Source organism: Streptomyces sp. NPDC090021 (genome assembly GCF_044748225.1).
Classification (GTDB): domain Bacteria; phylum Actinomycetota; class Actinomycetes; order Streptomycetales; family Streptomycetaceae; genus Streptomyces.
Genome location: NZ_JBIVFO010000034.1, coordinates 11,898 through 29,110, shown reverse-complemented (window position 1 = coordinate 29,110; position 17,213 = coordinate 11,898). Strand labels below are relative to the sequence as shown.

Annotated in this window: 12 protein-coding genes; 4 read left to right on the top strand and 8 right to left on the bottom strand. The window is 73.2% G+C overall.

What is annotated here, in order from left to right; genetic code table 11:
• Positions 1-36: 36 nt before the first annotated feature.
• The 5 genes from sucD to ACIPXC_RS25350 form a co-directional block, all read right to left on the bottom strand.
• The gene (sucD, locus tag ACIPXC_RS25370; protein WP_030764277.1) at positions 37-927 is read right to left on the bottom strand and encodes a succinate--CoA ligase subunit alpha; all 891 of its coding nucleotides are present in this window, start codon (positions 925-927) and stop codon (positions 37-39) included.
• 21 nt (positions 928-948) lie between these two features.
• Positions 949-2,142 (bottom strand): ADP-forming succinate--CoA ligase subunit beta, encoded by a 1,194-nt coding sequence (sucC, locus tag ACIPXC_RS25365; protein WP_401622472.1) that lies wholly within the window; start codon positions 2,140-2,142, stop codon positions 949-951.
• 291 nt (positions 2,143-2,433) lie between these two features.
• A complete protein-coding gene (locus ACIPXC_RS25360; RefSeq protein WP_401622470.1) occupies positions 2,434-3,639 on the bottom strand; it encodes a VWA domain-containing protein in 1,206 nt (401 codons plus the stop codon).
• A gap of 75 nt (positions 3,640-3,714) precedes the next feature.
• On the bottom strand, positions 3,715-6,012 hold the full coding sequence (locus ACIPXC_RS25355; RefSeq protein ID WP_401622467.1) for a DUF5682 family protein: 2,298 nt from the start codon (positions 6,010-6,012) through the stop codon (positions 3,715-3,717).
• Positions 6,009-7,115: an AAA family ATPase gene (locus ACIPXC_RS25350; protein ID WP_401622464.1), complete on the bottom strand. Its 1,107-nt coding sequence runs from the start codon at positions 7,113-7,115 to the stop codon at positions 6,009-6,011. Before ACIPXC_RS25350 ends, ACIPXC_RS25355 begins: the two co-directional genes overlap by 4 nt.
• Before the next feature lie 134 nt (positions 7,116-7,249).
• On the opposite strand from ACIPXC_RS25350, the gene ACIPXC_RS25345 reads away from it, so the two are divergent.
• Together ACIPXC_RS25345 and ACIPXC_RS25340 are read left to right on the top strand one after the other, a co-directional pair.
• Positions 7,250-8,584: an SWIM zinc finger family protein gene (locus ACIPXC_RS25345; protein WP_401622461.1), complete on the top strand. Its 1,335-nt coding sequence runs from the start codon at positions 7,250-7,252 to the stop codon at positions 8,582-8,584.
• A 170-nt stretch (positions 8,585-8,754) separates the two neighbouring features.
• Positions 8,755-10,422 carry a DUF5691 domain-containing protein gene (locus ACIPXC_RS25340; protein WP_401622626.1) on the top strand — a complete coding sequence of 556 codons (1,668 nt, stop codon included), beginning with the start codon at positions 8,755-8,757 and terminating at the stop codon, positions 10,420-10,422.
• A 595-nt stretch (positions 10,423-11,017) separates the two neighbouring features.
• Here ACIPXC_RS25340 and ACIPXC_RS25335 read toward each other — a convergent pair.
• Positions 11,018-11,419, bottom strand: coding sequence for a cobalamin B12-binding domain-containing protein (locus tag ACIPXC_RS25335; protein ID WP_030961008.1), 402 nt, complete (start codon positions 11,417-11,419; stop codon positions 11,018-11,020).
• A gap of 173 nt (positions 11,420-11,592) precedes the next feature.
• Between ACIPXC_RS25335 and ACIPXC_RS25330 the strand changes: the two genes are divergently transcribed.
• Positions 11,593-12,381: an esterase/lipase family protein gene (locus tag ACIPXC_RS25330; protein WP_401622457.1), complete on the top strand. Its 789-nt coding sequence runs from the start codon at positions 11,593-11,595 to the stop codon at positions 12,379-12,381.
• Between the two features lie 222 nt (positions 12,382-12,603).
• Entirely contained in the window at positions 12,604-14,178 is a 1,575-nt protein-coding gene (locus tag ACIPXC_RS25325; protein ID WP_401622454.1) for a M23 family metallopeptidase, read from the top strand.
• Between the two features lie 90 nt (positions 14,179-14,268).
• Here ACIPXC_RS25325 and pcrA read toward each other — a convergent pair whose 3' ends face one another.
• The gene (gene pcrA, locus ACIPXC_RS25320; protein WP_401622451.1) at positions 14,269-16,812 is read right to left on the bottom strand and encodes a DNA helicase PcrA; all 2,544 of its coding nucleotides are present in this window, start codon (positions 16,810-16,812) and stop codon (positions 14,269-14,271) included.
• Entirely contained in the window at positions 16,796-17,143 is a 348-nt protein-coding gene (locus ACIPXC_RS25315) for an ArsR/SmtB family transcription factor (protein WP_401622448.1), read from the bottom strand. The genes pcrA and ACIPXC_RS25315 overlap by 17 nt, the downstream gene beginning before the upstream one ends.
• Positions 17,144-17,213: the final 70 nt, after the last annotated feature.

The following is a 17,213-nucleotide window of genomic DNA, read 5'->3' as shown; positions in this document are numbered from 1 at the left end:
GTGCGGGCCACGCCCGTTCAGCCGTACGGCCGCTGCCTACTGAGCGGCGTTCAGGATCGCGCGAGCGAGCTCGGCGGTCTCGGTCGGCGTCTTGCCGACCTTGACGCCGGCGGCCTCAAGGGCCTCCTTCTTGGCCTGCGCGGTGCCGGAGGAGCCGGAGACGATGGCGCCGGCGTGGCCCATGGTCTTGCCCTCGGGGGCGGTGAAGCCCGCGACGTAACCGACGACCGGCTTGGTGACGTTCTTCGCGATGAAGTCCGCCGCACGCTCCTCGGCGTCGCCGCCGATCTCACCGATCATGACGATCAGCTCGGTCTCCGGGTCGGCCTCGAAGGCCTCCAGGGCGTCGATGTGCGTGGTGCCGATGACCGGGTCGCCACCGATGCCGACGGCGGAGGTGAAGCCGATGTCGCGCAGCTCGTACATCATCTGGTAGGTCAGCGTGCCGGACTTGGACACCAGACCGATCTTGCCGGGCTTGGTGATGTCGCCCGGGATGATGCCGGCGTTGGACTGGCCGGGGGTGATCAGACCCGGGCAGTTCGGGCCGATGATGCGGGTCTTGTTGCCCTTGGCGGTCGCGTACGCCCAGAAGGCGGCGGAGTCGTGCACCGCGATGCCCTCGGTGATGACGACGGCCAGCGGGATCTCGGCGTCGATGGCCTCGACGACGGCGGCCTTGGCGAAGGCCGGCGGGACGAAGAGGACGGAGACGTTGGCGCCCGTCTTCTCCATCGCCTCGGCGACGGAGCCGAAGACCGGGACCTCGGTGCCGTCGAAGTCGACGGTGGTGCCGGCCTTGCGCGGGTTCACGCCGCCGACGATGTTCGTGCCGTCAGCCAGCATCAGCTTGGTGTGCTTCATGCCCGTGGCACCGGTCATGCCCTGGACGATGACCTTGCTGTCCTTGTTGAGGAAGATAGCCATGTGAGTCTGTGACCTCTGCCCTTACTTCGCAGCCGCGAGCTCGGCGGCCTTGTCGGCCGCGCCGTCCATGGTGTCCACGCGCTGCACCAGCGGGTGGTTGGCGTCCGAGAGGATCTTGCGACCCAGCTCGGCGTTGTTGCCGTCGAGACGGACGACGAGCGGCTTGGTGACCGCCTCGCCCTTCTCCTCCAGCAGGGCCAGCGCCTGGACGATGCCGTTGGCGACCTCGTCGCACGCGGTGATGCCACCGAAGACGTTGACGAAGACGGACTTGACGTCCGGGTCCCCGAGGATGATCTCGAGACCGTTGGCCATGACGGCGGCGGAGGCGCCACCGCCGATGTCCAGGAAGTTGGCGGGCTTGACGCCGCCGCCATTCTCCGACTTGTACGCCTCGCCGGCGTAGGCGACGACGTCCAGGGTGCTCATGACGAGACCCGCGCCGTTGCCGATGATGCCGACCTCACCGTCGAGCTTGACGTAGTTGAGGTTCTTCGCCTTGGCGGCGGCCTCAAGCGGGTTCGCGGCGGCGTGGTCCACGAACTCCTCGTGACCCGGCTGACGGAACTCGGCGTTCTCGTCGAGGGACACCTTGCCGTCGAGGGCGATGACCTCGCCGGAGGCGACCTTGGCGAGCGGGTTGACCTCGACGAGGAGCGCGTCCTCGGCGATGAAGGTGGCCCACAGGGTCACGAGGACCTCGGCGACCTTCTCGGCGACCTCGGCGGGGAACTGCGCCAGGGCGACGATCTCGCGGGCCTTCTCGATGGTCACGCCCTCGTTGGCGTTCACCGGGACCTTGGCGAGCTTCTCCGGGGTCTCCTCGGCGACCTGCTCGATGTCCATGCCGCCCGCGACCGAGGCCATGGCCAGGAAGGTGCGGTTGGTGCGGTCGAGGAGGTACGAGACGTAGTACTCCTCGACGATCTCGGGAGCGGTCTCCGCGATCATCACCTTGTGGACCGTGTGGCCCTTGATGTCCATGCCCAGGATGTCCGTCGCGCGGGCGACGGCCTCGTCCGGGGTGGCGGCCAGCTTCACGCCACCGGCCTTGCCGCGGCCGCCGACCTTCACCTGCGCCTTGACGACCGACTTGCCGCCCAGCCGCTCGGTGGCCTCGCGAGCCGCCTCAGGCGTGTCGATGACTTCACCGGCCAGCACCGGTACACCGTGCTTGGCGAAGAGGTCCCTCGCCTGGTACTCGAACAGGTCCACGCGCGTCCGTCCCTTGTCTTTTTAAAGATTCGCAGTGATTCGCGGTTGTCTGCTATCTGCGTGGGCGTGCCGCGGAGGGCAACGTGACGGCGCTGTCACTAGGAAGGCGCACACGGTGACCGTGGACGCGGCATGTCCGTCCGGCAGGTTATCCCCGTGGGGCGTGCGGCCCTAAATCGCAGATCACACCTGAACGGTGATACCTGTCACAGAACGCCTTACGGTTGAACTGGAAATTCGTGTGATCCGCCGATTCACACAGGGTGCCGGGACGGGCGTGTCGGAGGAACCTCAGGGGGTCGGCAGAGGCCTCTTCTCCAGCGCCGCGGCCATGACCTCCGGGAACAGGTCGGGCGTGCAGGCGAAGGCCGGAGCGCCGAGCGCGGCGAGAGCCGCGGCGTGCTCGCGATCGTAGGCCGGGGCTCCCTCGTCGGACAGGGCCAGCAGGGTCACGAACTCGACGCCCGCCCCCTTCATCGCCGCGACGCGCCCCAGCATCTCGTTGCGTATGCCGCCCTCGTAGAGATCGCTGATCAGGACGACGACGGTGTCGGCGGGCCGGGTGATCTTCGACTGGCAGTAGGCGAGGGCGCGGTTGATGTCGGTGCCGCCGCCCAGCTGGGTGCCGAAGAGGACGTCGACCGGATCGTCGAGCTGGTCGGTCAGGTCGACGACGGCGGTGTCGAAGACGACCAGACGCGTGGCGATCGAGCGCATGGAGGCGAGGACCGCGCCGAAGACGGAGGCGTAGACGACGGAGGCCGCCATCGAACCCGACTGGTCGATGCAGAGGATCACCTCCTTCTTCACCGACTGCGCCGCCCGGCCGTACCCGATCAGCCGCTCGGGGACGACGGTGCCGTAATCGGGCAGGTAGTTCTTGAGGTTGGCCCGGATCGTGCGGTCCCAGTCGATGTCGTGGTGGCGGGGGCGGCTGATCTGGGCGGAGCGGTCGAGCGCGCCGGTGAGGGTGGCCCGGGTACGGGTCGCGAGCCGCTTCTCCACCTGCTCGACCACCTTGCGGACCACGGCCCGCGCGGTCTCCTTGGTCGTCTCGGGCATCGCCTTGTTCAGGGAGAGCAGGGTGCCGACCAGGTGGACGTCGGGTTCGACCGCCTCCAGCATCTCCGGCTCCAGCAGCAGGGCGGACAGGCCGAGCCGCTCGATCGCGTCACGCTGCATCACCTGGACCACCGAGCTGGGGAAGTACGTCCGGATGTCCCCGAGCCAGCGGGCCACGTTGGGCGCGGAGCCGCCCAGTCCGGCCGACCGCGCCGTCCCCGTGGCCCGGCGCGCCCCTGCCTCGCCGCCTCCCCCGTACAGCGCGCCGAGCGCGGCGTCCATCGCCGCGTCCCGCCCGGTCAGCGCGTGCCCGGTCCCGTCGGCCTCTCCCCCGCCGAGCACCATCCGCCACCGCCGCAGCCGCTCGCCCGCGGCGCCGCCCGCGGGGTCCAGGGCGTCCCGGTCCGCCGCCACGCCCGTCTCCGTACCGCTCATCCGTCCGTCCCCCTGCACTCGTCGTACTCGTCGCTCTTCGATGTGCTCGTCGCCCCGCGCTTCGGCTCCGTGCCCTCAGGCGGCCGTGACCGCGTCGGGAGACGCGAGCAGCATCCGGACCAGCTCCGTCACCGCGTCCGCCCGCTCCCGGTCCAGCTCGGGGGCGAAGCCCTCGGGGGCGTCCCCCGCCGACTGCGCCGCCGCCGGGCCACCGGGGCCGCGCCGGACCAGCTCGCCCAGGGTCCGCCTGACCCCCGGCTCGTAGGCCCCGAACGTCCGCCTCAGCAGGGGCAGCACATCGGTGAAGGCCCGTTCGGGCACCCCCACCAGCCAGGTGTCGATCAGCCCCAGCAGCCGGTCGTCGTGGACCAGCAGGGTGCCGCCGCCCGAACTGCCCCCCGCGAAGCCCTCGATCCAGCCCGCCGCATCGGCGGGCGGCGCGGCCGGGGACAGCGCGAGCCCCATCAGCCGGGCCGTTTCCTCGGCCTCCAGCCGCCCGTCGTCGAGGAGCAGCCGGGCCGCCCTGCCCCGGATGACGCCCGGCACGGTGTCCCGGTCCGTCAGCTTCCGCAGCACCTCGGACCAGCGCCCCCGCAGCCCGTCGTCGGCGTCGGCGGCGTCGTCGTCGGCCAGCAGGCCCACCGCCGTGTGCACCCCGTCGATGTGGCCGCGCAGCTCCGCCGCCGCGTCGGCGTCCAGGCCGGCCGCGCAGGCCGGGGGCAGCGCGACGCATATCCGCTCGGCGAGCCCGGCCGCGACCGCGCCGAGCGCCGTGGCGTCGGTGCCCCGTACGTCGCCGTACCGCAGTGAACGGGCCAGCGCCGGGAGTGCCTTCGCGAGCCGGGCGACGTCCGTGTCCAGCGCGGCGCGCTCCGCGAGAGCCCGCAGTACGGCCGGCAGTGCCTCGGACAGTCCGGCCAGGAGGCACTGCTCGGCGAGCGCCGTCACCCCGCCCAGTTCCCCGGCGGCCGCGGCGTCGGCCTCCGCCCTGGCGGTGGCGGCCGCGAGGACGGTGGTGCCCCAGATCCCCGCCTCGGCGACCCGTACGGACAGTTCCGGCTGCCAGCGCAGCCGCCAGGTCTCGCGGAAGGTGCCGGTGCTGCCGCGGGAGGCGGTCGGGGTGCCCCAGCCGATGCCGAGCAGCCGCAGCCGGTGCAGCAGCAGGGACTTGGCCGCGTCGGTGTCCTTGCGCAGGTCGAGTTCGAGCTCGCGTTCCTGTGCCTCCGCCTTGAGCCGCAGGGACCGCTGCTGCCGTGTCAGGTCCCGCTGGAGCGGTACGACGGGTGCCGCGTCCGGGACCTCGCCGAGCACGTCGCCGACGACGAGGCGGTCCTCGACGAGCGCGAGCGGGACGTCGGAGCCGTCGCACATCACCGCCCGGACCGCTTCCAGGGTCTCCGTCAGGCCGGGCAGCGGCCTTCCCCGCATCGCGGCCAGGGTCTCGGCCAGCCGGACCGCCTCGATGACGTGGGCCGAGGAGACCTGCCGGTCCTCCTCGCGCAGCAGGCCGGCGACCTTGGTCAGCCACCGCTCGACGGGCCGGTCCCGGGCCGCGAAGAGGTGTGCGTACCAGCCGGGCGAGGTGATCCCCGCGCCGTAGCCGCCGGCGCGGGCGAGCCGGCGGTGGGTCCACGGCACCCAGGTGGTCTCCACCTTGACCTTGGGCAGACCGGTCAGCAGCGCCTTGTCCGCGGCGATGGTGGTCCTCGTCCGCAGTGCCGGGACGTGCCAGGCCCCGCACACCACGGCGTACCCGTCGCCGAACTCCCGGCGGGCGGCGCGCATCCGCTGGCGCATGTACGCCTCGCGCACCAGGTCGCGGCGGTGACCGCCGTCGCCGTACGCCTCGCGCAGGGCCTCCATGGCCTCCCCGAGGGCCTCGAACGCGCCGAGCGCCTCCTCGCCCGCGCCGCGAGTGCCGCGGTGCTCGACCACGTCCTCCCACCAGCGCTCGGGATCGTCGTACCCGGCGGTCTCGGCGAGCACCGCGAGGGGGTCCGGCCGGACGGCGTCGGGCTCGGCGTCGTCCGACTCCCCGGTGGTGGCCAGCGCGTGCGCGGCGGGCAGGTCCATGAACCGGACCGGTACGCCCGCCTGTTGGGCCCAGCGGATCGCCACCCACTCCGGGGAGAAGCCGGCGAGCGGCCAGAACGCGGCCCGGCCGGGGTCGTCCGCGGCGTGCGCGAGCAGCGCCACGGGCGGCCGCATGCCGGGGTCGGCGGCGAGTGCGAGCAGCGCGTCCCCCTCGGGCGGCCCCTCGACCAGCACGGCCGCCGGGCGGGCCGCGTCCAGGGCGGCGCGGACCGCGCGGGCCGATCCGGGCCCGTGGTGGCGCACGCCGAGGAGCAGCGGGCCCTGCCGGGCGGTGCTCATGCCGTCACCTCCCGGCAGGCCCGGTAGAAGTCCTTCCAGCCGTCCCGCTCGCGGACCACGGTCTCCAGGTACTCCTGCCAGACCACCGTGTCGGCGGCCGGGTCGCGGACGACGGCTCCGAGGATCCCCGCGGCCACGTCGGAGGGGCGCAGGACGCCGTCCCCGAAGTGGGCGGCCAGGGCGAGGCCGCCCGTGACGACGGAGATGGCCTCGGCGGTGGAGAGGGTGCCGCTGGGCGACTTCACCTTCGTCCGGCCGTCGTCGGTGACCCCGTCGCGCAGCTCCCGGAAGACGGTGACGACGCGGCGGATCTCCTGCAGTCCTTCGGGCACGGCGGGCAGGTCGAGGGCGCGGCCCATCTGGTCGACACGGCGGGCCACGATGTCGACCTCGGCGTCCGCGGTGGCGGGCAGCGGGAGGACGACGGTGTTGAAGCGGCGGCGCAGTGCGCTGGAGAGTTCGTTGACTCCGCGGTCGCGGTCGTTGGCGGTGGCGATGAGGTTGAAGCCGCGCACGGCCTGGACCTCCTCGCCGAGCTCCGGTATCGGCAGGGTCTTCTCGGACAGGACGGTGATGAGGGTGTCCTGGACGTCGGCGGGGATGCGGGTCAGTTCCTCGACGCGGGCGGTCATTCCGTCGGCCATGGCCCGCATGACGGGGCTGGGTACGAGGGCCTCGCGGCTGGGGCCGTGGGCGAGGAGCCGCGCGTAGTTCCAGCCGTAGCGGATGGCCTCCTCCGGGGTGCCGGCGGTGCCCTGGACGAGGAGGGTGGAGTCGCCGCTGACGGCGGCCGCGAGGTGCTCGGACACCCAGGTCTTGGCGGTGCCGGGAACGCCGAGCAGGAGCAGGGCGCGGTCGGTGGCCAGGGTGGTGACCGCGACCTCGACGATGCGGCGCGGTCCCACGTACTTGGGCGTGATCACCGTGCCGTCCTCGAGCGTGCCGCCGAGCAGGTAGGTGGCGACGGCCCACGGGGAGAGCTTCCAGCAGGTCGGGCGGGGCCTGTCGTCGGCGGCCGCCAGGGCTTTCAGTTCGTGCGCGAAGGCGTCTTCGGCGTGCGGTCGCAGCGCCTCGGCGCCGATGCCGTTCTCGGGCTTGCTCATGGTCCCCCTCCAGTGCTCGGCAGCCGCTCCCGACTGCTGTTCCAAAGGTGCACCACGCCACTGACAACACCCTTCCCTCTCCACGTCGTTGCAGGTCAGAGCGATTGTCAGAGGGGGTCTCTACGGTGGTTGCCATGACTGAGCAGGGGGTCCGCTGGACGGCGGAACAGGTACTGGCTCTGGCTCCTGACGACGCTTCACGCAAGGCGGGCGGCAGACTCGGCGGGGCGGGGCCATGGTCGCAGATCGGAGGTTCCGCTTCCGGTTCTGTGTGGGGGTTGTGCAAGGGCAGCGGCAGCAATCCGTACCGGACGGTCGTCGACCTGACGGGACCGGCCTACAAGTGCTCCTGCCCGAGCCGGAAGTTCCCGTGCAAGCACGCGCTGGGGCTGCTCCTGCTCTGGTCCGCCGAGGGGGTCGGCGAGCCCGGGGAGGCGCCGGACTGGGCCGCGCAGTGGCTGGCGGACCGGGCGGCCAGGGCCGCGCGTCCGGCGGCCGGTCCGGTGGACGAGGAGGGGGCCCGGCGCCGGGCCGATCGGCGGGCGGCGCGCGTGGGGGCGGGCGTCACCGAGCTGGAGCGGCGGCTGGCGGACCTCGTGCGCGGCGGCCTCGCGGGCCAGGAGCGCGCCGGTTACGCGGCGTGGGAGGAGACCGCGGCGCGGATGGTGGACGCCCAGGCGCCCGGACTGGCCGGGCGGGTAAGGGAGTTGGGGACGATACCCAGTTGCGGTCCCGGCTGGCCCGCCCGGATGCTGGAGGAGGCGGCGCTGCTGCACCTGCTGGACCGGGCCTGGATGGGGGTGACGGGACTTCCGGACCAGTTGGCGGCGACCGTCCGCAGCCGGGTGGGACTGCCGGCCTCCGGGGAGGGGGAAGCCGTACGGGACCGCTGGCTGGTGCTCGCCCAGTACGACTCGGTGTCGCCGGACGGCCGGCTCACCACCCGCCGGATATGGCTGCGCGGGCTGCTGGGGGGACGGCCCGCGCTGGTGCTGGACTTCGGGCCGCCCGGGCGGCCGCCGGGGCTGGCGCTGCCGGTGGGGCTGGTGCTGGAGGCGGAGCTGCGCTTCCGGCCCGGGTCGGCGGGGCTGCGGGCGGATCTCGGGGAGAGGTCCGCGGCGGCCGCGCCGTGCACGGAGGTTCCGGCCGGGGTGAGCACGCAGGCGGCTCTGGAGGCCTACGGGGCCGCGCTGCGGGAGGACCCGTGGCTGGAGTCCTGGCCGGTGGTGCTCGGTCCGGTGATCCCGATACCGGGAGAGCTCGGCTGGCAGCTGGCGGACGCGGAGGGCACCTCCGCCCTGCCGGTGCCCCTCACCGGGGCGGGCAGCCGCTCCCGCGGGGGGCTGTGGCAGCTGGCCGCGTTGTCGGGCGGGGGCCCGGTGACGGTCTTCGGCGAATGCGGCCACCGCGGGTTCACCCCGCTGACGGCATGGCAGCCGGGCTCGTCCGAGCCGGTCGCCCTGTCCTGAGCGGGGCGGGACCGGAGCACCACATCGCAGGGGGCCTGGGGGGTCCTGTGCCGTCGTACGAGGACGGCCGGGAGAGGTGCGGCGCCGGGGGGCGCCGCACGAGGAACGACGAGAAGCCGGGGGGCTTTCATGAACGACAACCACGCCAGTTGAGCGGACCCGCAGGGGACATCGACAGCCCCGGTCCCGTGGAGGGGGCGGGACCGGGGCACCGGACACAGCCGAGGACGAGCAGCGAGGGAGGGGCACCGATGGGCGAGGGTGACGAGGGGTACGGGGAGTGGCAGGAGCTGGTCGGTGCCGCGCTGCTGGGCACCGACCGGCGCCGGGGCGGGGGCCCGGCAGGTGCGCCCGGGGCGCTGCTGGACGCGGCGGCCGTGCACACCGTCCGCCGCCGCGCGGGGTTGCGGCCGGCGGCGGCGCGGCCGCGGCCCGAGCCCGCGCCCCGCGACCCCCGGCCGGCACCGCCGGAGGCGGCGGTGCGCCGGCTCGCGCAACTGCTGGCGGGCCGTACCGGCGCCGGCAGCGGGAGCGGCAGCGGGCGCCGCGGCTCGGCCCCGGATCTGACGGAGCTGCTCCCACAGTGGCTGGCCGCGGCCGGACGGCACGGCTACCGCGCACCCGCCGCGCTCGTACCGGCGCTGCTGGACGCCGCCCGGGCCCGTACGGACCTGCGCCCGCAGGCCCTGGCCCTGGCCGGGGCGCGGGGGCTGTGGCTGGCGCGGATGAATCCGGACTGGCGGTTCGCCCTGCGGGGCGGGGCGGGCGGCGGGGAACTGCCGGACGTGACCGACCCGTCCGCGGTGGAACGACTGTGGGAGGAAGGGCTGTTCGCGGAGCGGGTGGCCCTGCTGGGCGCCGTGCGGGCCCACGAGCCGGCGGCGGCGCCGAGGCTGCTGGCGACGACCTGGGCGGGCGAACGGGCCGAGGACCGGCTGATGTTCCTCGACTCCCTGCGGGTGGGACTGTCCCTGGAGGACGAGTCCTTCCTGGAGGCGGCGCTGGGCGACCGCAGCCGCAACGTCCGTACGACCGCGGCCGAACTGCTGTCGGCACTGCCGCAGTCGGCCCTGGCGGGCCGGATGGCCGGGCGCGCACTGGCCTGTGTGGGTCCGGAGGGGGTGACGCCACCGGCCGAGTGCGATGCGGGGATGCTCCGCGACGGGGTGGTCAAGCGGCCGCCCGCCGGACGCGGGGAGCGGGCGTGGTGGCTCGGCCAACTGGTCGAAGCGGCACCGTTGTCCTGTTGGCGGGAGCGGTTCGGGGGGCTCGGCCCGGCGGAGATCGTGGCGCTGCCGGTGGCCTCGGCCGAGGGCTGGGCGGAGGAACTGCACGCGGCGTGGTGCCGGGCAGCGGTCCGCCAGCGGGACCCGGAGTGGTCGCGGGCCCTGCTCGGCCCCGCCTCGGCGCCGCCGGCGGCGGGCCCGGGCACGGCCTCCCTCGCGGAGCGGGCCAGACTGCTGGAGACCCTCCCCGACGGGGAACGCGCCGAGTGGGTGGCGCAGTTCGTCCGGGCCCACGGGCTGTCCGAGGCCTTCCAGCTGCTCGGGGTGTGCGTGGTGCCGTGGGCGGGCGCGCTGGGCCGGGCCGTGGTGGACGCCCTCGACACCGCCCGGGAGGCGGGCAGCTACCCGTGGAGCTTCAGCGGGGTGATGGGCCTGGCCGAGCGCTGCCTCGACCCTGCCGAGGCGGGCCGACTGGAGGCCCTGACCGCGTCCGCCGAGGACCCGCCGGACGCGTCCCCGGGCGCTGCGGCGTACTGGGCGGAAGCCTTCCAGCGCCTGGTCGCCACCCTCCGCCTCCGCGCGGCGATGCTGTCGGAACTCACCCCCTCCTGACCCTGCGGGAAGCCCGGCCGACACCAGGGCCCGAGCCGTCGCCGTCGGCCGGAGCCAGATCCGGGCCGCACGCCGGCAGGGCAGGGCAGGCAGAGCAGGGCCGGGCCTGCCGGGCTGGGCCTGCCGGACCGTGCCGGGCCTGCCGTGCTGGGCCGGGCCTGCCGGGCCGGGCCTGCCGGGCCGGGCCTGCCGGGCCGGGCCTGCCGGGCCGGGCCTGCCGGGCCGGGCCTGCCGGACCGTGCCAGGCCTGCCGGACCGGGCCAGGCCTGCCGGACCGGGCGCTCGCGCGGCGGTCTCGGCACGGTCCCCTGCGGGACGGCGCTGCGGGAGCCCCGCCGGTCTGGCTCGCCGTGGCTGCGTCGGCCTTTCCTGCTCCCGCGGCGGAGCCGTCGAGGCTCGATCCGGCCCGGTCCCTCACGGGAGGACCAGCGCCATCGGCCGCAGCCGGGCGCGCCCGGCACTCGGCCGGTCCTCCGCGGCCGGCCGGGGTTCCGGTTCGTCTCCCCGAGGGGCGGGGGTGGCCTATCGGGCGCAGCCCGGAGCCGCGGGCCCGCTCGGCCGCCGCGGGGCGGGGTGGCCGGCGGGCCGCCCGGGGCTACTGGCGGACGTGGGCGTTGACCCACTCCACGATGGACGTCGTCGTCGCGCCCGGGGTGAAGATCTCCGCCACGCCCTTCTCCTTGAGGGGGGCGATGTCGTCCTCGGGGATGATGCCGCCGCCGAAGACCTTGATGTCCTCCGCGTCGCGCTCCTTCAGGAGCTCCAGCACGCGCGCGAAGAGCGTGTTGTGGGCGCCGGAGAGGATCGACAGGCCGATCGCGTCGGCGTCCTCCTGGATCGCGGTGTCCACGATCTGCTCGGGGGTCTGGTGGAGACCGGTGTAGATGACCTCCATACCCGCATCCCGCAGCGCCCGCGCGATCACCTTGGCCCCGCGGTCGTGGCCGTCGAGACCCGGCTTGGCCACCACCACACGGATCGGACCGGTCACACCCATCGCACTGCCTCCCGAGTGAACGAACGTTAAGTACAGCATCGCGCACGCCGCCGTTTCGCGGTCAAGCACGAGGGGGAAATCACACGTGGGACGGCATTGCGCCACCGTGCCGCCAGCCGCACGGCACGGTGGCGCGGCGGCCGCCGTCCCCGGAGGACCACTGGAGGCCGTCGATGGGTCTGTCCTTACCCGTATCCGTCCCCGTCCCCTTCTCCGGTGCCGCGCTGCGGGCCGGCGCACTGGAGGTCGTGGTGCTCGGCGGGCACCTCCTGCTGTACCCCACCGGGGTGTGCCAGGAGAAAATCGTCCGCGTCCCCGCCACGACACGCCCGCCCGTCCTGCTCCTCCACGGTTTCACCGACAACCGGTCCGTTTTCGTTCTGCTGCGCCGCGCCCTCGGCGTCGGCGGCCTGCGGCACGTGGAGGCGTACAACTACTCGCCCCTCGCCCTCGACCTGCGGGTCATCGCCGGCCATCTCGCCCGGCGCGTCGAGGAGCTGTGCGAGCGCACCGGGCAGGATCGGGTGGACATCGTCGGGCACAGCCTGGGCGGCCTGGTCGGCCGGTACTACGTCCAGCGTCTCGGCGGCGACACGCGCGTACGCACCCTGGTCACGCTCGGCACCCCGCATTCCGGCACGCGGGTCGCCCCCTTCCTGGACGCGCATCCCCTGGTGCGGCAGATGCGCCCGGGCTCCGAGGTGCTGGCCGAGCTGGCGGCGCCCTCGCCGGGCTGCGCCACGCGCTGCGTGGCGTTCTGGAGCGAGTTCGACACGCTCATGACCCCGGTCGGGAGCGCCCGGATCGAACACCCGGACCTGTGTGTGGAAAACGTGCAGGTCACGGGTATCGGTCATCTCGCGCTGCCGGCGCATCCGGCGGTCATCGCGGCGGTCGGGCGCGCCCTCGACGGCCCCGCTCCGGCCCTGGTGACGGGCCCGGACACCGCCTCCGTCGCCTGACCTTCCGACGACCGACAGTCGAACACATTTCGAACTCAAGGCCAAGGCTGCGTCTTTCGGCGACCGAAAGGCGGCCGAATGCCCGGTTCCGCTGATCTGAGGACCCGGCGAAGATTGTCGTTGCGAGTAACCGCCGGGTACAGTCACGCCACTGCTCTCCTCCGGTGAACGTCGAGTTCCCGGCCACCCAGGCCCCCAGCTGCCGAGGCGAAAGAGAAGTTGGTGAACGACCGCCCCTCGTCGGGCCAGTACCCGGATGCCGGGTATGACGGCCTTTCCACCACCGCTTTCGCTGGTGACTCACCCTATGTTTCCTACGAAACGCAGGGCCAGGGGGTCAACTACGCCGCCTACGGCTCCTACGAGACCGGCGCGTACGACACCACCGCGTGGACCTCGCAGGACCCCTACCTGTCCACGGTCCCCTCGCAGTCCGCCCCCGAGGACACCACCGGGAGCTGGGACGCGAGCGCCTGGAGCGCGTCGGGGACGGGCACCGAGCACTCCGGCTACGCCGCCTACCCGATGGCCTCCTTCGGCTACGACACCTCCGCCGAGCAGACCGGCCACTGGGCGATGCCCGGCTTCGGCACCACCGGTACCGAGACCGGCGCCTACGACGCGACCGCGTGGAACACCGTCACGCAGACCCCGGCACAGCCCGAGGCCGAATACGCGTACGACTACCAGCCCGCGCAGCAGGACTACGCGTACGGCACGACCCGCCTCGCAGCCGCCGACTACACCCACGAGGCGCAGGCCACCGCGACCGACGCCGAGACCGGAACCGGGATCGGGACCGGGACCGACCCCGCGGCCGTCGCGTACAGCGAGACCGCCGTCTTCGAGGTGCTCTCCGACGAGGCCCCCGCAGCCGCAGAAACGTTCGAGTCCACCGAGGCGTACGAACTGCCCGAGGTCCACGAACTGCACGGCGTCCACGACATGCCCACCCAGGCCATGCCGGTGACCTCCACTCCGCGCTCCGCCCGCCGGGCCGCGGCCAAGGGGAACACCAAGGGCGGCGCCAAGGCGTCGGGCGCCAAGGCGGCCGGGGGCCGACGGCGCACCCCGGCGAAGCGTTCCGCCCTGCTGACCGTCGCCGTTCCCTCCGCCTGTGTGATGGGCGTCGCCGGTGTCGCGGCCGCCTCCGTGGGCGGGCTCACCGGTACCGACAAGTCCGCTGAGGACACCACCACGATGGCCGCGCCCGACCCGGCCTCGGTGAAGCCGGTCGCGGCGAACACCAAGCTCGACACCCAACTGGCCGCGCTCAGCGCCGACGCGGGCGACTTCGCCGACCGCGCGAGCCGCACGCAGGAGCGCATCGACCTGCGCGAACGCCAGGAAGAGGAAAAGAAGAAGAAGGCCGAGGAGGCCGCGGCCAAGGAGGCCGCCCGTCCCAAGTTCGCGGTCCCGGTCGCGCAGCACGGCCTCAGCGCCAGCTTCGGCCAGTCCGGCGGCATGTGGATGTCGGTGCACACCGGTATCGACTTCCCGGTGTCCTACGGGACCCCGGTCATGGCGGCCACCGACGGCACCGTGCGCACGCAGTACAACAGCGCGTACGGGAACATGGCCATCGTGACCGCGCCCGACGGCACCGAGACCTGGTACTGCCACCTCAGCTCCACCAAGATCCGCGGCGGCAAGGTCAAGGCGGGCGACGTCATCGCCTACTCGGGCAACTCCGGCAACTCCACCGGCCCGCACCTGCACTTCGAGGTCCGGCCCGGCGGCGGCTCCGCGATCGACCCCCTGGCGTGGCTGCGCAGCAAGGGCCTGGACCCGAGGTAGTCGCCCCGGTCCGGTCTGAAGGACTCCACGGGTGCCCGGCAGCGTTCTCGCTGCCGGGCACTTGCGTGTGCGGGCCGGTACGGCCCGCCCTCAGAGCTTCTGCACCGGCGCGTAGCGCAGCAGCAGCCGCTTCGGCTTGTCGTCGCCGAAGTCGATGGTGGCCTGCGCGTCCGCGCCCGCTCCCTTGACCTCCATCACGGTGCCGAGCCCGAACTGGTCGTGCGTGACCCGGTCCCCGACCGCCAGCGCGATGACGGGCTTGTCCGCGGCCCGGCGCGTCGCGAAACCGGACGGGCCCGACTTCGTGCGCGACGAGGACAGGAAGGCCTCGGGCGAGGTGCCGAAGGACGACCGCCCGCCGCCCGAGCCCGATCCGTAGCCCGAACTGCGCATCGGGCCGGCCGGCTTCTGGGCCGCCCCCGTACGCTTCCACTGCAGGTACTGGTCCGGGATCTCCTCCAGGAACCGCGACGGCGGGTTGTACGAGGGGGTGCCCCACGCGCTGCGCATGCTGGACCGGGTCAGGTACAGCCGCTCGCGCGCCCGCGTGATGCCGACGTAGGCGAGGCGGCGTTCCTCCTCCAGTTCCTTGGTCTGGCCCAGTGCGCGCATGTGCGGGAAGACCCCGTCCTCCATGCCCGTCAGGAAGACCACCGGGAACTCCAGGCCCTTGGCGGTGTGCAGGGTCATGAGGGTGATGACGCCGGAGCCGTCCTCGTCCTCGTCGGGGATCTGGTCGGAGTCGGCGACGAGGGCGACCTGCTCCAGGAACTCGGCGAGCGTGCCGGGGCCGACGGGCGCCGCGCCCTCCGGCGCCTCGGCGGCCGCGGCCTCCCGCGCCTGCTCGAACTCCAGCGCCACGGCGGCCAGTTCCTGGAGGTTCTCGATCCGCGTCTCGTCCTGCGGGTCGGTCGACGCCTGGAGTTCGGCGAGGTAGCCGGTGCGCTCCAGGACCGCCTCCAGCACCACTGCCGGGCCGGCGCCCGAGTCGACGATCGTGCGGAGCTCCTCCATCAGCGCGTTGAACCGCTTGACCGCGTTGGTGGAGCGGGCCGCCATGCCGAAGGCCTCGTCGACGCGCCGCAGCGCCTGCGGGAAGGTGATCTTCTCGCGCAGCGCGAGTGCGTCGATCATCGCCTCGGCCCGCTCGCCGATGCCGCGCTTGGGGACGTTCAGGATGCGGCGCAGCGGGACGTTGTCCTCCGGGTTCGCGAGGACGCGCAGGTACGCGAGGACGTCGCGGACCTCCTTGCGCTCGTAGAAGCGGACGCCGCCGACCACCTTGTACGGCAGTCCGACCCGGATGAAGATCTCCTCGAACACGCGGGACTGGGCGTTGGTCCGGTAGAAGATCGCGACGTCGCCGGCCCTGGCCTCGCCGGCGTCGGTGAGCCGGTCGATCTCGTCGGCGACGAACTGCGCCTCGTCGTGCTCGGTGTCCGCGACGTAGCCGGTGATGACCGCGCCGGTGCCGGCCTCGGTCCACAGGTTCTTGGCGCGGCGGTTCTCGTTGCGCTCGATGACGGCGTTGGCGGCGGAGAGGATGGTCTGCGTGGAGCGGTAGTTCTGCTCCAGCAGGATCGTCGTCGCGTCCTTGTAGTCCTCCTCGAACTGGAGGATGTTGCGGATCGTCGCGCCGCGGAAGGCGTAGATCGACTGGTCGGCGTCACCCACCACGCACAGCTCCGCCGGGGGCAGGTCCGGGTAGCCGGTGCCGACCAGCTCGCGCACGAGCGTGTACTGCGCGTGGTTGGTGTCCTGGTACTCGTCGACCAGGACGTGCCGGAAGCGGCGCCGGTAGTGCTCGGCGACGTCCGGGAAGGCCTGGAGCAGGTGCACCGTGGTCATGATGATGTCGTCGAAGTCGAGGGCGTTGGCCTCGCGCAGCCGCGCCTGGTACATCGCGTACGCCTGGGCGAGCGTCTTCTCGAACCCTCCCCCGGACTCCGTCCCGGAGGTGGCCCCTGCCGCCTGGTCGGCGAAGGCCTCCTCGTCGATCAGCTCGTTCTTCAGGTTCGAGATCTTGGCGCTGAAGGCCTTCGGCGGGAACTTCTTGGGGTCCAGGTCGAGGTCCCGGCACACGAGCGCCATCAGCCGCTTCGAGTCGGCCGCGTCGTAGATCGAGAACGAGGACGTGAATCCGAGCCGCTTGGACTCGCGGCGCAGTATGCGTACGCACGCGCTGTGGAAGGTGGAGACCCACATGGCGTTCGCGCGCGGACCGACGAGGCCCTCGACGCGCTCCTTCATCTCGCCGGCGGCCTTGTTGGTGAAGGTGATCGCCAGGATCTGGCCCGGGTGGACGTTCCGGGCGGCCAGCAGGTGGCCGATGCGGTGCGTGAGCACCCTGGTCTTGCCGGAGCCGGCGCCGGCCACGATGAGCAGCGGGGAGCCCGCGTGCACCACGGCCGCGGCCTGCTGCTCGTTCAGGCCGTCGAGGAGCGTCGCCGGGTCGATGACGGGCTTGGGGGCGCCGTCCCGGTAGTACGCGTCCGCGGTCATGGGCACGTCGAAGTGCCCGCCGAAGAGGTCGTCCGCGCCCGCCTCCGGGGCGGGGTGCTCCTCGGGCGGCGGCGGGACCTCGTCGGAGGGGGTGAGGTCCGCCAGGAAGCTGTCGTCAAAGAGGCTGCTCATCGCATTCCGAGTCTAGGGGGCGGGACCGACAGGCCAGCACGAGTTCCAGCAGACCGGGGAAGCGGAGCTCCAGGTCGTCGCGGCGCAGCGCGAGGTAGAGCCTGCGGCCCTGGGGTCGCCGGCGGACGACCCCGCTCTCGCGCAGCGTCCTGAGGTGGTGGGTGACGCTCGACCGGGGCAGGTCGGGCACGACCTCGCCGCAGCAGGCCTCCTCGCCGGAGGCGAGCCTGCGGACGATCTCCAGCCGGACGGGGTGCCCGAGCGCCGCCAGCACGTCGACGAGCTCGATGCGGTCGACGGCGGGGTGGATCGGGTCGTCGGCGGCGGGCATGCCCTCCACTGTACGCAGTTCTCGTACGGACACCGACCCGCTTCCCGCTCCGTCCGTACGCACCCGTACG